The organism is Spiroplasma phoeniceum P40 (assembly GCF_003339775.1).
Taxonomy (GTDB): Bacteria; Bacillota_I; Bacilli_A; order Mycoplasmatales; family Mycoplasmataceae; genus Spiroplasma; species Spiroplasma phoeniceum.
Genome location: NZ_CP031088.1, coordinates 54,288 through 71,723, shown reverse-complemented (window position 1 = coordinate 71,723; position 17,436 = coordinate 54,288). Strand labels below are relative to the sequence as shown.

33 protein-coding genes are annotated in these 17,436 nt (G+C 22.1%); 24 read left to right on the top strand and 9 right to left on the bottom strand.

Features of this window, described 5'->3' with window-relative positions:
- Position 1: 1 nt before the first annotated feature.
- The 9 genes from SDAV_RS00470 to SDAV_RS00435 form a co-directional block, all read right to left on the bottom strand.
- Positions 2-211 carry a DUF2649 family protein gene (locus tag SDAV_RS00470; RefSeq protein ID WP_114564133.1) on the bottom strand — a complete coding sequence of 70 codons (210 nt, stop codon included), beginning with the start codon at positions 209-211 and terminating at the stop codon, positions 2-4.
- A gap of 220 nt (positions 212-431) precedes the next feature.
- Positions 432-635 carry a hypothetical protein gene (locus SDAV_RS00465; protein WP_114564132.1) on the bottom strand — a complete coding sequence of 68 codons (204 nt, stop codon included), beginning with the start codon at positions 633-635 and terminating at the stop codon, positions 432-434.
- A gap of 131 nt (positions 636-766) precedes the next feature.
- A complete protein-coding gene (locus SDAV_RS00460; protein ID WP_114564131.1) occupies positions 767-949 on the bottom strand; it encodes a hypothetical protein in 183 nt (60 codons plus the stop codon).
- A 19-nt stretch (positions 950-968) separates the two neighbouring features.
- Positions 969-1,190: a hypothetical protein gene (locus SDAV_RS00455; protein ID WP_114564130.1), complete on the bottom strand. Its 222-nt coding sequence runs from the start codon at positions 1,188-1,190 to the stop codon at positions 969-971.
- A gap of 194 nt (positions 1,191-1,384) precedes the next feature.
- A complete protein-coding gene (locus SDAV_RS13800) occupies positions 1,385-1,516 on the bottom strand; it encodes a hypothetical protein (protein WP_281268771.1) in 132 nt (43 codons plus the stop codon).
- 1 nt (position 1,517) lies between these two features.
- On the bottom strand, positions 1,518-1,832 hold the full coding sequence (locus SDAV_RS00450; protein ID WP_114564129.1) for a hypothetical protein: 315 nt from the start codon (positions 1,830-1,832) through the stop codon (positions 1,518-1,520).
- A gap of 377 nt (positions 1,833-2,209) precedes the next feature.
- Positions 2,210-3,217, bottom strand: a complete 1,008-nt coding sequence (locus tag SDAV_RS00445) for a rolling circle replication-associated protein (protein WP_114564128.1) — start codon at positions 3,215-3,217, stop codon at positions 2,210-2,212.
- Positions 3,218-3,353: 136 nt separating this feature from the next.
- On the bottom strand, positions 3,354-3,632 hold the full coding sequence (locus tag SDAV_RS00440) for a hypothetical protein (protein WP_114564127.1): 279 nt from the start codon (positions 3,630-3,632) through the stop codon (positions 3,354-3,356).
- A gap of 227 nt (positions 3,633-3,859) precedes the next feature.
- Positions 3,860-4,498 (bottom strand): spiroplasma phage ORF1-like family protein, encoded by a 639-nt coding sequence (locus SDAV_RS00435; protein WP_186823405.1) that lies wholly within the window; start codon positions 4,496-4,498, stop codon positions 3,860-3,862.
- Between the two features lie 545 nt (positions 4,499-5,043).
- On the opposite strand from SDAV_RS00435, the gene SDAV_RS00430 reads away from it, so the two are divergent.
- The 24 genes from SDAV_RS00430 to SDAV_RS00320 all read left to right on the top strand — a co-directional run bounded on the left by SDAV_RS00430 (position 5,044) and on the right by SDAV_RS00320 (position 17,436).
- On the top strand, positions 5,044-5,289 hold the full coding sequence (locus tag SDAV_RS00430) for a hypothetical protein (protein ID WP_105298802.1): 246 nt from the start codon (positions 5,044-5,046) through the stop codon (positions 5,287-5,289).
- Positions 5,290-5,731: 442 nt separating this feature from the next.
- Entirely contained in the window at positions 5,732-6,001 is a 270-nt protein-coding gene (locus SDAV_RS00425) for a hypothetical protein (RefSeq protein ID WP_114564125.1), read from the top strand.
- Entirely contained in the window at positions 5,994-6,428 is a 435-nt protein-coding gene (locus SDAV_RS00420; protein ID WP_114564124.1) for a DUF3627 domain-containing protein, read from the top strand. Before SDAV_RS00425 ends, SDAV_RS00420 begins: the two co-directional genes overlap by 8 nt.
- A gap of 152 nt (positions 6,429-6,580) precedes the next feature.
- On the top strand, positions 6,581-7,312 hold the full coding sequence (locus tag SDAV_RS00415; RefSeq protein WP_114564123.1) for a DNA-methyltransferase: 732 nt from the start codon (positions 6,581-6,583) through the stop codon (positions 7,310-7,312).
- Positions 7,313-7,329: 17 nt separating this feature from the next.
- Entirely contained in the window at positions 7,330-7,563 is a 234-nt protein-coding gene (locus SDAV_RS00410) for a hypothetical protein (protein ID WP_114564122.1), read from the top strand.
- Positions 7,532-8,071: a hypothetical protein gene (locus SDAV_RS00405; protein ID WP_114564121.1), complete on the top strand. Its 540-nt coding sequence runs from the start codon at positions 7,532-7,534 to the stop codon at positions 8,069-8,071. Before SDAV_RS00410 ends, SDAV_RS00405 begins: the two co-directional genes overlap by 32 nt.
- Before the next feature lie 336 nt (positions 8,072-8,407).
- Positions 8,408-8,578, top strand: coding sequence for a hypothetical protein (locus SDAV_RS11595; RefSeq protein WP_186823328.1), 171 nt, complete (start codon positions 8,408-8,410; stop codon positions 8,576-8,578).
- 1 nt (position 8,579) lies between these two features.
- Positions 8,580-8,915 (top strand): hypothetical protein, encoded by a 336-nt coding sequence (locus SDAV_RS00395; RefSeq protein ID WP_114564119.1) that lies wholly within the window; start codon positions 8,580-8,582, stop codon positions 8,913-8,915.
- Position 8,916: 1 nt separating this feature from the next.
- Complete coding sequence (locus SDAV_RS11590) at positions 8,917-9,054, top strand: hypothetical protein (protein ID WP_157092848.1); 138 nt, start codon at positions 8,917-8,919, stop codon at positions 9,052-9,054.
- A 1-nt stretch (position 9,055) separates the two neighbouring features.
- Entirely contained in the window at positions 9,056-9,364 is a 309-nt protein-coding gene (locus tag SDAV_RS00390; protein ID WP_114564118.1) for a pentapeptide repeat-containing protein, read from the top strand.
- Positions 9,364-9,570: a hypothetical protein gene (locus SDAV_RS00385; RefSeq protein ID WP_105298404.1), complete on the top strand. Its 207-nt coding sequence runs from the start codon at positions 9,364-9,366 to the stop codon at positions 9,568-9,570. Before SDAV_RS00390 ends, SDAV_RS00385 begins: the two co-directional genes overlap by 1 nt.
- A gap of 15 nt (positions 9,571-9,585) precedes the next feature.
- On the top strand, positions 9,586-9,834 hold the full coding sequence (locus SDAV_RS00380; protein ID WP_114564117.1) for a hypothetical protein: 249 nt from the start codon (positions 9,586-9,588) through the stop codon (positions 9,832-9,834).
- Positions 9,834-10,178 carry a hypothetical protein gene (locus tag SDAV_RS00375; RefSeq protein WP_114564116.1) on the top strand — a complete coding sequence of 115 codons (345 nt, stop codon included), beginning with the start codon at positions 9,834-9,836 and terminating at the stop codon, positions 10,176-10,178. Before SDAV_RS00380 ends, SDAV_RS00375 begins: the two co-directional genes overlap by 1 nt.
- Positions 10,178-10,855 (top strand): hypothetical protein, encoded by a 678-nt coding sequence (locus tag SDAV_RS00370; protein ID WP_114564115.1) that lies wholly within the window; start codon positions 10,178-10,180, stop codon positions 10,853-10,855. The genes SDAV_RS00375 and SDAV_RS00370 overlap by 1 nt, the downstream gene beginning before the upstream one ends.
- Before the next feature lie 5 nt (positions 10,856-10,860).
- On the top strand, positions 10,861-11,580 hold the full coding sequence (locus SDAV_RS00365) for a PD-(D/E)XK nuclease family protein (protein WP_114564114.1): 720 nt from the start codon (positions 10,861-10,863) through the stop codon (positions 11,578-11,580).
- Positions 11,581-11,670: 90 nt separating this feature from the next.
- A complete protein-coding gene (locus SDAV_RS00360; RefSeq protein ID WP_114564113.1) occupies positions 11,671-12,105 on the top strand; it encodes a single-stranded DNA-binding protein in 435 nt (144 codons plus the stop codon).
- Entirely contained in the window at positions 12,096-12,338 is a 243-nt protein-coding gene (locus tag SDAV_RS00355; RefSeq protein ID WP_114564112.1) for a hypothetical protein, read from the top strand. The genes SDAV_RS00360 and SDAV_RS00355 overlap by 10 nt, the downstream gene beginning before the upstream one ends.
- Positions 12,339-12,457: 119 nt before the next feature.
- On the top strand, positions 12,458-13,312 hold the full coding sequence (locus tag SDAV_RS00350) for a recombinase RecT (protein WP_114564111.1): 855 nt from the start codon (positions 12,458-12,460) through the stop codon (positions 13,310-13,312).
- A gap of 4 nt (positions 13,313-13,316) precedes the next feature.
- Positions 13,317-13,670, top strand: coding sequence for an HNH endonuclease (locus SDAV_RS00345; protein ID WP_071937496.1), 354 nt, complete (start codon positions 13,317-13,319; stop codon positions 13,668-13,670).
- A gap of 12 nt (positions 13,671-13,682) precedes the next feature.
- Positions 13,683-14,795: a DNA (cytosine-5-)-methyltransferase gene (dcm, locus tag SDAV_RS00340; RefSeq protein ID WP_114564109.1), complete on the top strand. Its 1,113-nt coding sequence runs from the start codon at positions 13,683-13,685 to the stop codon at positions 14,793-14,795.
- Positions 14,796-14,812: 17 nt separating this feature from the next.
- Entirely contained in the window at positions 14,813-15,094 is a 282-nt protein-coding gene (locus tag SDAV_RS00335; RefSeq protein ID WP_114564108.1) for a hypothetical protein, read from the top strand.
- Between the two features lie 78 nt (positions 15,095-15,172).
- Positions 15,173-15,907 carry a DNA-methyltransferase gene (locus SDAV_RS00330; RefSeq protein WP_114564107.1) on the top strand — a complete coding sequence of 245 codons (735 nt, stop codon included), beginning with the start codon at positions 15,173-15,175 and terminating at the stop codon, positions 15,905-15,907.
- Complete coding sequence (locus SDAV_RS00325; RefSeq protein WP_105298385.1) at positions 15,894-16,571, top strand: type II restriction endonuclease; 678 nt, start codon at positions 15,894-15,896, stop codon at positions 16,569-16,571. Before SDAV_RS00330 ends, SDAV_RS00325 begins: the two co-directional genes overlap by 14 nt.
- 361 nt (positions 16,572-16,932) lie before the next feature.
- Entirely contained in the window at positions 16,933-17,436 is a 504-nt protein-coding gene (locus SDAV_RS00320) for a hypothetical protein (RefSeq protein ID WP_114564106.1), read from the top strand.

The window sequence follows — 17,436 nt, the reverse complement described above, 5'->3', positions numbered from 1 at the left end:
TCTACACCACCAATCTAATTGTTTTATATAAAATAAATATTGATAACCAAATTAGAAAAAAAACAACTAATCAAATACCTATCATAATCACTGCATAAGTAATATTATCAATAGAACTACCAACAAAGTTATCAATTTCAGTTTTCGGAATAAAATAAAAAATTTGTAAAAGACCTTGATATACTCGTTGCAAAAAAGTATTTCAATCCATTATTTTATCCACCTAAAAATACAACTTAAAATTAAAAATAACATACCAAAAACAAGTATTAAAAATACAACAAATATAACAATATCTAAAATAACAGGATGATTAACTCCGAAAATAATTGTCATAAATTCATAATATAAATCTCATACACTTTGCATTTTTCTTATTCCTTTCCTAAATGTTAACTACTAAAATCAAGGTTAGAGTTTATTATTAAATATTAAACTCCGTGAATTAACTTTCTGATTGTTTCAATTCCCAAAACCACAAACATTAAAACTAACGGAATAATTAATAACATATGTGACCCTAAAAAAGTAATAAATCAGTTAGTAAAAGCAATCGCTCAATCAGCAAGAATTGCAGCAAAATCGCCTATTTGTTTAATAACATCAGCGTCGCCCGCTAATAAATTTAAATTCATTAATAACACCTCATTTAAAATACTTTCTATTAATAATAAAACCTTCGCATACTCTAACCTTGATTTTAGTAATTAACACTAAAAACTAAAATCAATTTTTATACTTGCGAAGGTATTTGATTGATATTAACTTATTCAACAGACTTATCTGCTTTTTTAATTTTTCGTTTTCCCCATTCTTTAAATTCTACTTTTTTAGAACAATGCGGACAAATTAAATACTTATTTTTAAACCTAAATATTGTATTAACTGTTAAAAAAATCAATAACATTAACATTGCAATTACTAAAATAATTGTTGCAAAAACGGTCATTAATTATCACCACCTTTTTTTAATTTTTGCTTTCTATATTTAACATATAATTTTTGACTTGCTCCACTAATAATTTAAAATGTTGTTCTTCCATAACACCAATATTAATAACTTTATGACTAAGATACAATTTAATTGCTTTTCTTAACATAAATAATGGTATTTTAGTAGGTAAACATTGATGTATAACATTAACTAAATACTCTAATCGCTGTTTATATAACTTAGTTTGCTTTTTCATTAAAAAAATCCAACATAAACAAAAAACAATATAAACCAAATAACTAACAATAAACAAGAAACTATAAAAATAATTCAGTCTCAATTAATATTTAATTTATCTTTATTTTTTGTCATTATTTAACCTTAATAATTTTTTTATGTTTAGGACAAATAATATCTTGTCTATTACATAAATAACAATCTGATTTTTTCTTAGTCATTATCTAACCTAGAATAATATTGATTAATTAAAACAACATTTTCATTAACACAATTCCAACAATAACGAGACCCATTTTCTCAAACAATATCATTAATACAAACCATACATAACTGTTGTTGCATATTAACTATTGCTTTCTGTTATTGTTGAATTATTAGAATATTTATTAATAAAATCTTGTTCGGTTTCATAAGGCAATATTTTTGATATTTTACCGTTAAAACCAATTTCTACATTATAGAAACTACCTTCAATCATTTCAGGCAAACTATTTTGAAATTCACTATCTTTACGAACTCATTTATCTTGGTATTCTTTACCAACTATTTTTTTACCTTCAACTCGTAAAAATGTATATACATCATAATAATTTTCTTTATTTGACTTATCTTTAATAACTTGATTGTACTTAATATCACTTAAATAAACTTTAAACATAACTAAAAAATTCCTTTCATTTACATATATGTAAATAAAGGTTTCACAAGGTTTAAAACTTTAAATAAAATAAATGTTAAAAAATAAAAACTAATTTAATAAAAAATTAATACAAAATGAATGTAAATATAAATGCAAAATAAAAACATTTACCTATATTTAAAGTTTCCTGGCTGAAAACCTTTATTGGTTTGAATACTTAAATATAACTAAATGTTATATATAATATTCTAATTTAATTTTACATAACAAAATCAATATGTCAACTAGTACATATTTCAAAGCAAAAAATAAATTTATTTATAAATTTATATACTCACCTTGTTTTTTTTTTTTTTTTTGTTTTAATTAGTTATGTGGTATAGGTTCTGGCTGAACTATGCTACACAATTAGTACTTTCCATTTGGAAGGTACTTTTTTTAATATACCTTTGTTTACCTAAATTAAGGTATTTATCTAATTTTTTTCGTGTTTTATATATGCCAATATCCGTTATTTTATTAAAAAACCGGAATATTTTTTTATCATACGGAACATATTCTTCCATTTGTCAAAAATAATCTTTATTTCAATCACTATCAATACTAACACCCATTAAATAACCATCTTTATTATTAAACATAAAATTATGTTTCGTTCCTTTTAAAGATGCAATTAATTCCATTTCGCACATTTCAATAACACCAACCTTTATAAGTGGGTCAGTACAATTTGTACTAAAACGATATGCTTTGATATTTAAGTCATAAATATTTTTACTTTTTTCTTCGCTTTGTGCTTTTACAATATATTTAGCAACATATTTACTAACAAATTCATTTGTACCAGTTTTAACTGGTAAATTTTTATTATATCCATAAGGTCAACATTTTCTAACTACTTTATTAGGGATATATTCACTAAATATTATATGAAAATGTATTCTTCCTTTTTTTTGATATTCATAAGCAACTAAATATTTTAAGTCTTTATATTTATTTTTTTTATATTTAGAAAAATAATAATTTAATCTTCGAATAAATAATCTAAAATGATGGTTTGCTTTTTTAATATCTTGGACATTTTCAGCATAAGTTAAAGTTAAAAAACTCATATTTTTACAACCACTAAAATTATGAATTGCTTTACGAATACAATTTGCTTGAGAACGAACACGACTATTTACTAATTTAGTTTCATTTTCACCAGTATTTTTAATACCAGTTGGATTGCCATTACCAAATTTATTAATACATTCTAACGGTAATACAATCGTTTTAATATAAGGACCATAATATACTTTTTTAACATAATATTTTTGATTAACAAAATTACTACTATCAATATAAGGTCTGTATAGAACTTCTCCAGTCAAACGATTATAAGGATTTATATTTACATTCATTTTTTATTTCCTTTCTAAAACAAAAATAAAAAAACATTTACTTATATTTAAAGTTTCCTGGCTGAAAACCTTTATTGGTTTGAATACATTAAACATTTGGATAAATGTTTTTTTATTCTAATTTATTTACTAATTTTTATTTATCCTCAGTATTATTATTACCTTGAATTTTTGCTTTTGTTTGTTCTATAAAATCATCGTATGAAATTGAAGTACTTTTTTCAATTGGATTTTTAATTTTTTCATCTAATTCTTTATATTTTTGTTCTCAATATTTTTCATTATCTTTTTTTAATGTTTGGTTAAGCGGAGCATATAAGGCATCCATTTCTTTTCTAAAATCATCTGATTTTTTTCATCCAGTAATAGTTGCAAAAGCAACTCCAAATTCTAAAATAGTTTTTAAAATAATCATTTTCCCTCCTTTTTATTTCTAATTTCTATTATATTTATTTTTGATTAGTTGTCAATTTTTAAACTTTTAATGTCCTTAAAAATCCTTTGGGACAGTTGTGTTACTTAATCAAGGAAAGGGGCTTCGCCCCTAAGTCGCTCCGCGACTTTTACCCCTTTAAGTAAGGTGGTGCGTGGATAAACCACCACACCACCTTACTTTTTTTACCAACAACATTATTTTTACTATTAAAAATAGCGTAAAAGTCCGTTAACCATTGCTAAAACTAAAATAGAACTTAACATAATTTTAAATGTAATATCAAAAGCAAACAAATTACCAATATTATTAAACAATTCAGAAACATTACTAAACACATGTACTATCCCATTAACAAATTTATAAATTTCTTTCATACCAGGCAAATTATTTACAATCCAAATTGCCGCATTTTCAATATGAATATCTAAACGGTATCAAGCACCTTTTTTATAAGGTAATTGTCAAATTTTTCCATCATTAAATTCACCATTTCAATCAGTAGCATTATAAAGACTAAAATTAAAACCATTAATTGAAATAGATCTATTTTCTATTAATGTAGTTGTACTAAATCTAATTAAATTAAAACCTTGATATTTTGACCTATCTGTCATATCTAATAATTTTATTGATTGAGTATATTTATCATTATTAGAAGGTAAAATATTAGTCTTATAATCTCAATTTGAATAATAAGAAAAATAATCATTAGTACTATTTATCGTATAGGCATTATATAATTGCACTCGTGGTTTTAAATAATAAATATCTGTATCAGGAAATCTTAAAATATTAAAAACCATTGATTTTGGATATAATAAAAAACCATTTTTTACAAAAAACACAAAACCTAAATTACCATTATTAGATGTAAAATAAATAAATTCTCTAAAATTAGAAATATCAAATATAACTCTTAAAACATTAGAATAAAAATAATCTAGACTGTATAAAAAAAAGTAGGGTATAAAAATATAAAGAAATTAAATAAGAATAATTAAACCATTTACTAAAATGGTTTTTTTATTTGAAAAAACCTAAAATAACTAATTGATTCAAAACAAGGACAGCATCTTTATATATTTATAATTTTTAAAATAATAAAAAAGTTGTTTCCTTTCTGAAAAAAACCATATTAAATTAAGAAATTAGTAAATAATACACATACTAACTTAGTAAAGGTGTTGTCCTTGTTTTGTTTCACTTAGTTATATTAATAAATCAATCGTTAAATATTAGATTGGAGAAACTAAAAATGGAAAAAATCAACATTATGATTAAATGCAGTAAATGCGGAATGCCAAAGCGAATTCATAAAGTTAAACATCGCGGAAAAACAGAATGATTTGAAGATATTTATTATGGTTAATATTAAATTTGATTTATAAAAATGAAAATTATTAAACAACAAAAAATATGTGATGTTATTAATTGTTATAAATTATCATCATTTATCACCGAAGAATTTGAAACAAATAAAATTTTATGAACTTGTGAAAATCACAAAGTTTTATTAAATCAAATTAAGTATATAAACAAAGAAAAAATTTGACTTTATAATAATTTGGAAAATTCAAGGATAGAAGTTGATTGAAAAACTGGGTATTTAAAAATCTTTTTTAGTAAAATTAAATAATTCTAATATAACAAGATGAATAACTCATCTATGGCACACTAGTTATGTTATTTGATTTATTAATTTTAATTTTATATTTCTTTTATTAAACTTGTTAATAGTATTTTTCAGTGTGCCAATTTTTACTATTTTATATTTTTAATAATGTTAATAACAATGTTTATTAAACAATAAATAAACAATAGATAAACAATATAAAAACATTAAAAAAAACAATAGATAAACATTAAATATAACAATGTTTATTAAACAATAAATAAACAATAGATAAACAATATAAAAACATTAAAAAAAACAATAGATAAACATTAAATATAACAATGTTTATTAAACAATAAATAAACTATAGATAAACAATATAAAAACATTAAAAAAAACAATAGATAAACATTAAATATAACAATGTTTATTAAACAAATATTTAGTTAGGAGGTTTTAACTAATGAAAAAACAAAATAAAAAACAGTTTATTATTAATAATTTATTATATTCTTTTGTATATTTTTTATCTTTAATTAGTTTTATTTTAATTATTTTCGGTTTTATTTCAAATAAAAGAACAATATACGATATTTTATTTCTTTCTTTACATTTATTTTTATTATTTATTATTTTATTTTATGAAGTTAAAAAGCATATATCACAAATTAAAGAATTTAAAAGAACAATAGAAGAAAGTAAAAAAAAGAAAGATTTTGATAAAATTGATTAATTTTGTTAAGAAAAATAAGAATATAGAAAATTGTTTTATTAGTAAGAATTTTATATCTTTTGCAACAGAAAAAGCAAGTTTTATAAATTTACCTAATCATAATCGTCATATTGGTTTTTGATTGAGTAATAAGTTTATTTATCAGAGTGAAAAAAATTGTAATCAAGTAGCAATCGGTTTAATTTATGATAATTCTTATCCTATTCTAAAATATGATGAAAATTTAAAGCGTAATATTTGAAAGAGTTTAACTGGAACGGAATTAATTAATTTATATAATCAATATAAACAAAATTACTCTACTAATATGAAAAAAGCATTATTTTCAAGTGAACCTAAAAAAGTAAAAACAAATAAAAATAATTTAACAAATTTAAGTGTTGAAAAAAAAGAACAATTAATTAAAGACTTAAAAAGTTTAAATTAAAATATTCCCAAAAAAGTTTTAAATAATATACAAAGTTTTAAGATTATATATTAAATAGACATAACATATAAAGCTCACTGCATATTTTAAAACACAATAGTATAGTGCCTGCGTTCACCTTTAAAGTGAAGCGAAAGGCAAAGGGTGAAAAAATGTTTAAAACAAATTTAGGAAAATTAATAAATGGAGATGCTTTGGAATTTATAAAGACATTAGAAAACGATAGCGTTGATTTAATATTAACTGATCCGCCCTATTTATATAATTTATCAAAAAGAGAAAACGAACAAAAAAATGAAAAAAGCAATATAACCAAAAGCATAAATAAATATATTAATGCTATCTATGATAATAATTTACATAATTCATTTGATATAAATACTTATTTAGATGAGTTTTATCGAATTTCAAAAAATAAATTTATGTTAATTTGAATGAATAGACAACAAATTATAGATTATTTAGATTGAGTTCGTAAAAAAGATATGCTTTATGATTTTATCCTTTGAAACAAAACAAATCCAATGCCAACTAATAATCATATTTATCAAGATAAAGAATATTGTATGATAATTTATTCTAAAAAACATCGAATTCCGAATTATAAAAATGATTATGAAAGTAAAAAAACAATTTTTAATTATTCAATCGGAAAAAAATTAACGAGACACCCAACAGAAAAACCATTATATATATTTAATCGATTAATTAGTAAATATAGTAAAGAAAATGATTTAATTTTAGATTGTTTTATGGGAAGTGGCACAACCGCGTATGCTTGTGAACAATTAAAACGAAAGTGATTGGGTTGTGAAATAAATAATGAATATTACAAAATAATTAAAAAAAGATTAAAAGATATTCAGTTTAAATTTGAATTTTAAGAGAAAGGAAAGAAAAAATGAATATTGCTTCAATTTTGACTAAGTTAGAAAAAATAGAATTAGAACAAGAAAAACAAAAACTTTATTTAATTGCATTATCTAATTGTGGTTTGTCTGACTTACAAAAAACAGAATTATTAAACAACATTAATTTAATTGATGAAGAATATAAACAAAAACAAAAAGATAAACGACAAGCTAAAAAATTGGGCCTTAGTTATGCTAAATATAAAAAAATGCAAAAACAATAATTATTTTTTATTAATTAAAAACATAAATTATATAGCAGTTTTAATTGCGATGATGGTTGTATTATCCCAAGTAATGCGAATACAAATTATTTTAAGAACATCAATTCCATTATTTTTAATTCCAGTTTTTATTAGTACTTTTATTTTAAATTGATATTGATGTTTATTTATTGGTTTTGTTGGTCATTTATTAGTTGATTTATCATTATGAGGTTTTACGCTAGGATCATTATGTTGAAATTTAGGAACTGGTTTATTAGCAATTTTATTAAGGATTATTTATTTAATAAAATGTCATAATTTCTGAAAAATTATCCTACTATTATTAATAAATTTAATAATTTATTTTCCAATTGATTTTATACTTTTTTGATTAAATCTTGGAATTTTAAATATAGAACAAATAATAATCGGAGTTTTAATTGTAAACACAATATGCTTACCAACTTTTTATTTATTAAGTATCAAAATAATAAAAAAAATTAACCAAGGAAATTTAAGGAGGTAAAGATGAAAAAGTTAAATAAAAAAACCATCAAAAAAATAAATGAATTAATGCTTAGAAGTTATCTAGTTTCAAAAGATGAAATTACTGATGAACATTGAGCATTAAATACTAGAAAGAATTAGGAGAAAAAAATGGCAAGTTATAAACATTGTAATCAATGTAGAAGAATATACCTTCCTAGTGATTATGAAATTAAAAATAAACCCTTAGAAACTTTAAAAAAAATTAAAATACATGGTCATTTTGAAATGACATTTAAATTTAATAGTTATTGTGGCATTACGGAACATAGACATAGTGGCATAACTATAAAAGAATATTCGGAGGAAATAAATTATGGAAAAAAGATACTTATTAGTAATGAAATTTGAAAATGAAGTTCTAACTAAATCGTTTTATACATTAAAAGAAGCAAAAATTACTGCTAGTGTTGAAAATGAAAATGAATGATTAACAACCATTATTGATTTAGAAAACGAAAATATTAAATGACAAGGAGATAAATAATATGAAAGAAATTAGAAATTTACAATTATCAGAATTTCAAAAAGAAATTATTAATAAATTAGATGATGAGTACTGCTATAAAATTTCATCACAAGAACAAAATAAAGATACCGCTATTAATATTATTGATAATGATGGTAATTTCTTGTTAGAAATATCAAGTAGCGACGACTATGTATCAATAAATGAATTAATAAAAAATAGGGAAAAAAGCATTGAAAATCTTAATGGATATCTTAAAAAAAGTTTAAATATGTGTAAACCATATACTGAAAGCATTGAAAATCATAAAAAAACTATTAAATTATTAGAACTTATATTAAAGGAGAATAAATAATATGTGAAAAGATGAAGATGGCAAAGTTTACACAAAAGAAGATTTATTTAATGAAGCATTAGAAGAATGTCATTCAGAAGAAAGTGCTTATGACTATATTGATACTTTAATTGCAGAAAAGAATTTGGAGGAATTATAAAATGAAAACATTACAAGATTTAATTAAAGATTTAACAGGAATTGATGTTGAACAAAATCAAATCAGTAAATATTTAGCAATTAAAACATTAGATTTACGAGGTGCTTATTTACGAAGTGCTAATTTACAAGGTACTGATTTATGATGTGCTGATTTATGATGTGCTAATTTAGAATATGCTAATTTACGAAGTGCTAATTTAGAAAATGCTTGTTTAGTAGGTGCTAATTTAGAAAATGCTTGTTTATTAGGTGCTAGAATTACAAAAAAACAATTAGACCAATTAACTGTTATTAAGGAGGATGAATAATGGGAAAAAGAAAATATTGTGAAGATTGTCAAGAAGACGGATTTAATATTCCTTATGATGGTTATTATTGGTCTTTTTCAGATGAAAGATATACACAAAAAGAAATTGATTTTATTGTTAGCGAATGTTCTGCTAGAGAATTAAGACAAAATTTTAAAGCTAAATTGCATTATGTATGTGCTAATTGCCTTATTTCATATTGCTAGTGAGGAGGATAAATAATGGCAAAATATTGTAAAAAATGTCAATGCCCTGTTAATCAAATTAACTCTGATTATTGTTTATTTTGTGATAATGATGTACTTAAAGAAGAACTTACAGAATTAAAACAACAAATATTATATAAAGAAGATTTTCAAAAAGTAACTTGTTTATGAGAACATAGTTCAATTTGCTGCGATAATGGAATAACATTTTATCTTAAAGATAATTCTAAATATGACAAATTACCTAGTAAGGACGATGAATAATGAATATAACAGTTAAAGAATTAATAAAAGACCAATTAGATTGAGCAGATGATTCGGGGAAATATGGGGATTTGACTTTTCCTGTTATTCTTGAATCATATAAAGAAATATTTGAAAATATTTTAGAAACATATAAAAAAGAGCTTGATGAATTAAAACAACAAATATTATATAAAGAAGATTTTTGACCTCAATCATATTGTATAAATTGTGAAAAAGTTGACAGATGTATATTATCAAGTTGTTCAGAAAATACTTGAAGAAACAACTATGTTTTAAAAGAAAATTATGTTTTAAAACATAATCCTAAATATGACAAATTACCTAATAAGGAGGAAAAATAATGGATGTAATAAAAAGCGAAAATCAAATAAATCAAATTATTAAAACAAATAAAGATTTAGATGATTTTAAAAATAAAGATGAATTTATTATCTCAACATTAAAAAAATGTGTGGCAAATAATTTATTATTTTTAAAAAATATTGATAATGATTTAAAAAATTTGAATAATTTAATTAAAAATATTAACAATTTTCAAGTTAATAACAAAAGTGATGCAGATTATGGTACTGAATTAAAAATATTATTAAAATCTACAATTAAAAAAATAATAACTCCAATTGTTAATAATCGATCAGAACTTAAAATAATTGATAGTTTGTATAGATACATTACTAAATCTTTTGAAAAATTAGAAACAGATGTTATTCAAATTGAAATATTGACTAAACAAATTAATTGAATGAATGCGGCTGAAAATCAATTAAAAGAATTAAATAATAATAAAGAAAATAATTTAATTTCTGAAATTTTGAATAAAGAAGACATAAAAGTTAAAGGTTTAAAAACAAAATTAGATTTAAAAATAAATATTATTGATATTGAAAAAGTGCCAGAAAAATTTATTATTAAAACTATTGATGAAGAAGCGATTAAAAAAGCAATTAAAGAAAATAATAATGAAATTCCAAATATTAATGGTTTAGAAATATTATATGAAAAGAAACATCATTTTTAAAGATAATGCAATTTATTAGTAATAATATTAAATTAAAATATAATGTAAATTTTGAAAAAGATAACCATTCTTATTTTATAGATAATATTGTTTTCCCCAGCATTACCGCTATTATTAGTTATTTTAATAATACTGAAATTCAATACGATAAATTAATGAAAAATAATGAACTTTTTAAAAAAGCAACCGAAAGAGGAAAAATTATTCATGAGTTTATTTCACGGATTTTATATGATGCAATTTTCCAAACAGAAAATAGAAAAAATTATAAAACAATTATTAAAAATAGTAAAAAAATATCAACAATAAAAGAAAGTTTAAAAATAATTGAGTTATTCTATAATTTTTTTAATAGAATAAAAAACGATTTTATTAAATCAATTATTATGTTTGAAACACCCTTATCCGACGGAAAAGTGTGTGGCACTCCCGATTTAATTTATTATGAAAATAACAAAGCTATTGTTGTTGATTTTAAAACTTGAAAATACTTTAATGCTGAAAAAATTAACAAAGCAAAAATACAAATTACAGCATATAATTATTTACTTGAAAAAAATAATATTTTTACTAGTAATATTGGTGAAATTTGAATAATTAACGAAAATGGTGTTAATATAAATCGTTTCAATATTACCAATCAATTAAAGTTAGAATGACAAGAAATAATGCATACATTTTTAAAAAATAATTCTAATAAGGAGAAAAGAAACTATGAAAATTAAAAACTATTGTCCCAAATTAAAATATTGAGGTTATTGTTTTAAATGCAACAAAGAAAATAAAAAACCAAAACACTAGAAAGGAATATTAGTATGAATCAATTTATTGCCATTGGTAGAACAACAAAAGATATTGAAATTAAAAGAACACAAAATGGTAAAGAATATGCCATGTTTCAATTAGCAGTAACAAGACCACATTCAACCCAAAAAGAAACTGATTTTATTCCTTGTCAAGTTTGAAATAAACAAGCAAGTGTATTACAGCAATATTGTCAAAAAGGTAGTCAAATTGCAATTACAGGTATTTTACAATCTTTTAAAGACAAAGAAAATAAAACACAGTGAACGGTAAGAGTTTATAGTTGTCAATTTTTACAAACTAATAATAATTTAAAAAATAGCACACCGCCCATAACACCCACAAAAATAAATCAGACCCAATCAGCAACAAGAAATATTCGTTTAGAAGAAATAGAAGCAAATAAATCATTTGAAAATAATGATGATGCGATTTTATGAGATTAAATATGGAAACTAATAAATATATTTTATGTTATCGTTCTGAAAAAGGTAAACAACCATGTAAAACTTATTTTGGTGAATATATAACTGGTATTGATGTTGAAGATGTCAATATTAATTCAACTTGGGAATGAGAATATTTTAAAAAAAATTATGGTGAAAATAATTTAGTTATTTGTAAAGATGATAAGTTAGATCTAATTTTAGAAAGAAAAAAATATAATGAAAAAATGTAATAAATATCGTAATCATTTTTTAAAATGTAAAAATATAAAATTATGCTTTTTTACAAAATTACATAAATATAATTGCTATTTGTGTTATTTGTGAAAAATAAAAAAGGAGAAAAAATAAAATGAATAATAAAATTGAATTAATATTAAATAATTCAAAAGTTAATAATTGAATTAATGAAAAATTAACAAATCAGAAAGAAATTAATTTATTTCGTAAAAATATCTTAACAATTTATAATAATAATCCCAATTTATTTGATAAAGAAAAAATAAATTTAATGAGTGTTTTATCTGCTTGTGTAAAAGCAATGTTATTAGATTTACCGTTAGATCCTAACTTAGGATATGCCTATATTGTTCCATATAATGGAAAAGGACAGTTGCAAATTGGTTATAAGGGTTATATTCAGTTAGCAATCCGAACAGGAAAATATTTAACAATAAACGCAATAGAAGTAAAACAAGGTGAATTATTAAATTTTGATGAATTAGAACAAGAATACAATTTTAAATGAATAACCAACGAAAATGAGCGAACAAAAAAAGAAACAATCGGATATGTTGCGTTTTTTAAACTACTAAATGGTTATAAAAAAACTTTATATTGAAGTAAAGAAAAATGCGAAAATCATTTTAAAACATATTCTAAGAATTATCAAACTTACGGAAAATTTACGGCTGGAAGTTATGAGGGAATGGCACTTAAAACAGTATTAACCCAACTTTTAAGAAAATGAGGTATTATGTCAGTTGAAATGCAAGAAGCCTATCAACATGATCAAGCAATAATTATTAATAACAGCAAAGAGTTTAGTGATAATCCTAACATAAAAAATAAAGAAGATAACAATGTTATTGAAATAAATAACAAAAAAGATGAATTAAATCTAAATTTAGAACAAGAATTTAGCAGTAATGAAATAAATGATGATGAAGAAATTGCTAAAGCTGTTAATGAAATGTTTTCTGATTAATAAAATGAAAAATAATTGAAAAGATTATGATAAAAATCGTCCAATTAGACATAAATTTTATCGCAATAAAAAATGAGTAAAAATAAGAAACGATTATTTTAATAGCAAAATGGGAATATGTGAACGATGTTATCAAAAAAGATATATAGTTAATGGCGTTATTGTTCATCACAAAGAATATATTACCGATCAAGATTTTATTAATTGAAACATTGATAAACTTTTTGCTTGAAAAAATTTAGAACTATTATGTATGAAATGCCACAATAAAGAACACAAAACCGAAAAAGGATATCGCGATAATGTCATAATTGACGAAAAAACTGGCAAAGTAAAAATAATCGATAAAGAAGAATAAAAAGAGGTTATTATGATTAAAGTAATAGAATTATTTGCTGGAATTGGAAGTCAAAGAAAAGCATTAGAAAATATTGAAATTAAACATAAGATAGTTGCTATTTGTGATAATGATAAATATGCTGAAAAATCATATCGAGCAATTTTTAATGATTATGACACACCAAATTTAGGTGATATTACCAAATTAGAAACTTTACCGTATGCCGATTTAATAACTTGATCATTTCCATGTCAAGACATATCAAACGCCAATAATAATGGACAAGGATTAAATGGTAATCGAAGTGGTTTAGCTTACAAAGTTGTTGATTTAATAAAAACAATGCCAATAAAACCTCAATATCTTTTAATGGAAAATGTGCCAAATTTATTAAGTAAAAAGTTTTTTGTTGGATTTCAAAATCTACAAAATCAACTTAATAAATTAGGATATCATAACCAATATTTTACAATGAATGCCAAGGATTATGGAATTCCCCAAAATAGAAAAAGATTGTTTATGATTTCAACATTAAAGCAAGATTTTAAATTTCAATATTCCCAACCTTGTAATTTAAAATTTTTAGTAAAAGATATTTTAGAAAACAATGTAAATGAAAAATATTTTATTAGACAAGAATCAATGAAAAAAGCAGTTGAGAACAATAAAATTAAAATTATTGAACAATGTGCTTATACAATTACAACAAAACAAATGCGATGAGGAAACGCAGGAATTATTGCAATTCCATCAATTAAGGATTATGGTAATTTTATTGTTTTACCACGAGCAAAAGATGGTTTGCTAATTAATGGATCATATAATCGGTTTTGAAAAACAGAAAATAATTATATAGGAACAATCGCAGCAAGTAATGTCAATAAAATTATGATTGATAATAAAATACAAAATCAATATACTAATAAAATATTATCTTTTTTAATTGATGAAAAAGAATACTTTTTACGAGTATTAACTCCAAGAGAATGTTGATTATTAATGGGGTTTAGTAATAAAGACTTTGATAAAGCAAGCAAAGTTGTTTCAGAAACACAACTTTATAAACAAGCTGGTAATAGCATTGTGATTGATGTATTAGAAAATATTTTTATAAAAATGTTTAAAACAGAAAAGAAAAATTAACAAAGGAGAAAATACAAATGAAAAAAGTAAATAAAGAAATATCAGATGAAATAATGAAATATGTAATTAATTCTGATTTTGATAATTTAAGAAATATAACTAATGAATTATATATAAAAGGTAATTTTTCTAACGAAACTAAGGAAATGTTATTCGATATAATTAATAAATTTGATAAAACAACTATTAAAGAAAATAAACGAATTGTAATACCTGTAAAAAAAATCACTGATGAAAATAGTATTTTTTCAGTATCTCCGAAAAAGAAAAAGAAAATAATAAATATCGTTTTTAAATAAAAAATAATAAAATAATTTAATTTTAAATATATTAAAATTAAAGATGATAATATTAAATATGAAATGAGGTAAATATATATGGAAAATAATAAATCTGTTTTTACAAAAATTAGAACAAAAAAAATGCCATTTGGTATAGATATATTTAAAAATAAAATTATGAAATTTAATTTTAAATATTTTATAAATGGTTTTGAATTACTTAGTAATTTAAAGGATGACTCAATTCCTGTAGTTTTTTTTGATCCACAATATAGAGGTATTTTAGATAAAATGTCATATGGCAATGAAGGAAAACGGCAAATAAAACGTTCAGAATTAGAACAAATGGATGAAATAACTATTAAGAAATTTATGGAAGAAATAAATAGAGTTTTGATGGAAACAGGACATCTCTTTTTATGGGTAGATAAATTTCATTTATGTCAAGGAATTGCACCTTGAATTAGAAATACAAATTTAACAATAGTTGATATGATTGTATGAGATAAAGAAAGAATGGGAATGGGCTATAGGACGCGGAAACAAAGCGAATATCTTCTTATTTTACAAAAACCGCCAATTAGGGCTAAAAATATTTGAAAAACACGTAATATTAGAGATGTTTGATCAGAAAAAATTGATGTTAAAATTCACCCACACCAAAAACCACGTGGTTTGCAAGAAATTTTAATAGAAGCGGTTTCTAATGAGGGAGATGTTATTTTAGATCCAGCAGCTGGGAGTTTTTCTGTAATGGATTCTGCAATAGTTAAAAATAGACTTTTTTTAGGTTCAGATTTAAAGGATTTTACTGAAAATGGCACTAATTAGTGAAAGAAAGAAAAAAATTAATTCAAGTGGTTCATATGCAAGAGTTTTTAATAATATAGATTTAGGTGAACTTATTACAAAAATTCATTCAACTTCTATTTCAAACGGTAATGAACTAGAAAGAATTATTTTGGAAAAATCTGAATATGTAATTAGTAATGTAAATGAATTTGAAAGAATTTTAAGAAGAGAAGAAATAAATTGAAATATTGTAATAATTCCCAAAAAAATTGTAAAAAAATCATCTGTTAGTAATTCAAAAGAACCTGATTTTATAGTTATTCAAAAAACAAACGAAACATTAAATATTATTGAATTAAAAGATGGTTGAGTTTTTGATACAAAAAAAGCAATTGGAGAATATGAACAACTTTTAGAATTTCAAAATGATATTTCTAAAATTGTTAGTTTTAAGACTAAAATTTATATGTGTAGTTTTAATAATAATGATAAAAATGAGATATTTAAAGGATTTAAGAAAAAGATACCTTTAGAGGATATTATGATAGGACAAGAATTTTGTAAATTACTAGGTCTAGATTATTATTCAATAGATTTGGAACGTAGAAATCATGCAAATAAAAATTTACAATATTTTATTCAAGAACTTTTAAAAATTGATATTGTAAAAACTGAAATTATTAAACAACTAAATAAAAAATAATTAATAAATATAAATTTTAAAATTTTTTAGTATTATACTTATATTATAAATTTTTATAATAAATATAGACATCTAATATATGTTTGGTATTTCTTTTATTTTTTTACTTATTTAAAACAACATTTAATTTTGTTGTTTTTTATTTGACAAATAATTTTAATGACGGTATCATCACGGTGTAATTAGTTATATAAATATTAATTTTATTTTACTTATATACCCCCCTATAAGTCCTTTAAAATAAGGACTTTTTGGGTTCCGATGTGGTGGGGTTCCGTGTACACTTTTTTTAATTTTGAAAAAAACCGCACTTTTATACTAAAAATAATAAAAAAACCCGTAAATAAAGGAGTTTTTATAAATGAATGAGTTAAAAAATAGCAAAAAACAAGCAAAAAATAGCCAAAATTTAACAAAAAATTCCCCTTTTTTGACAAAAAATGAAAGCATTTTAACAAAAGAAAACAATAACTTAAACCAACACGAAAACCTTTTAAATTGAGAAAAAGATAAAGAAAAATTAATAAATAAATATAAACGATTTTTAAAAGAAAAAAATGTTATTTTAGATATTATTAAACTTGATTTTTTAGAAGAATTTTGTACCCTTAAATTAACTTTAAATAACATTAATAATGAAATACAAACCTTAATTAATGACGGTAAATTATTTTCTGAAACCGATAATAATCGTGGAAAACCAAAAGAAGTAAGACACCCCGCTTTAATTTCTTATGGACAAGCATATAAAGATTATAAAGCTGGATATGAAATAATAGAACAATGAATAAAAATAGCTAATCAAAAAGATAATTCCGATACTTTTAATTTTAATAATTTATATGATAATTCAGAGGAAAAATAA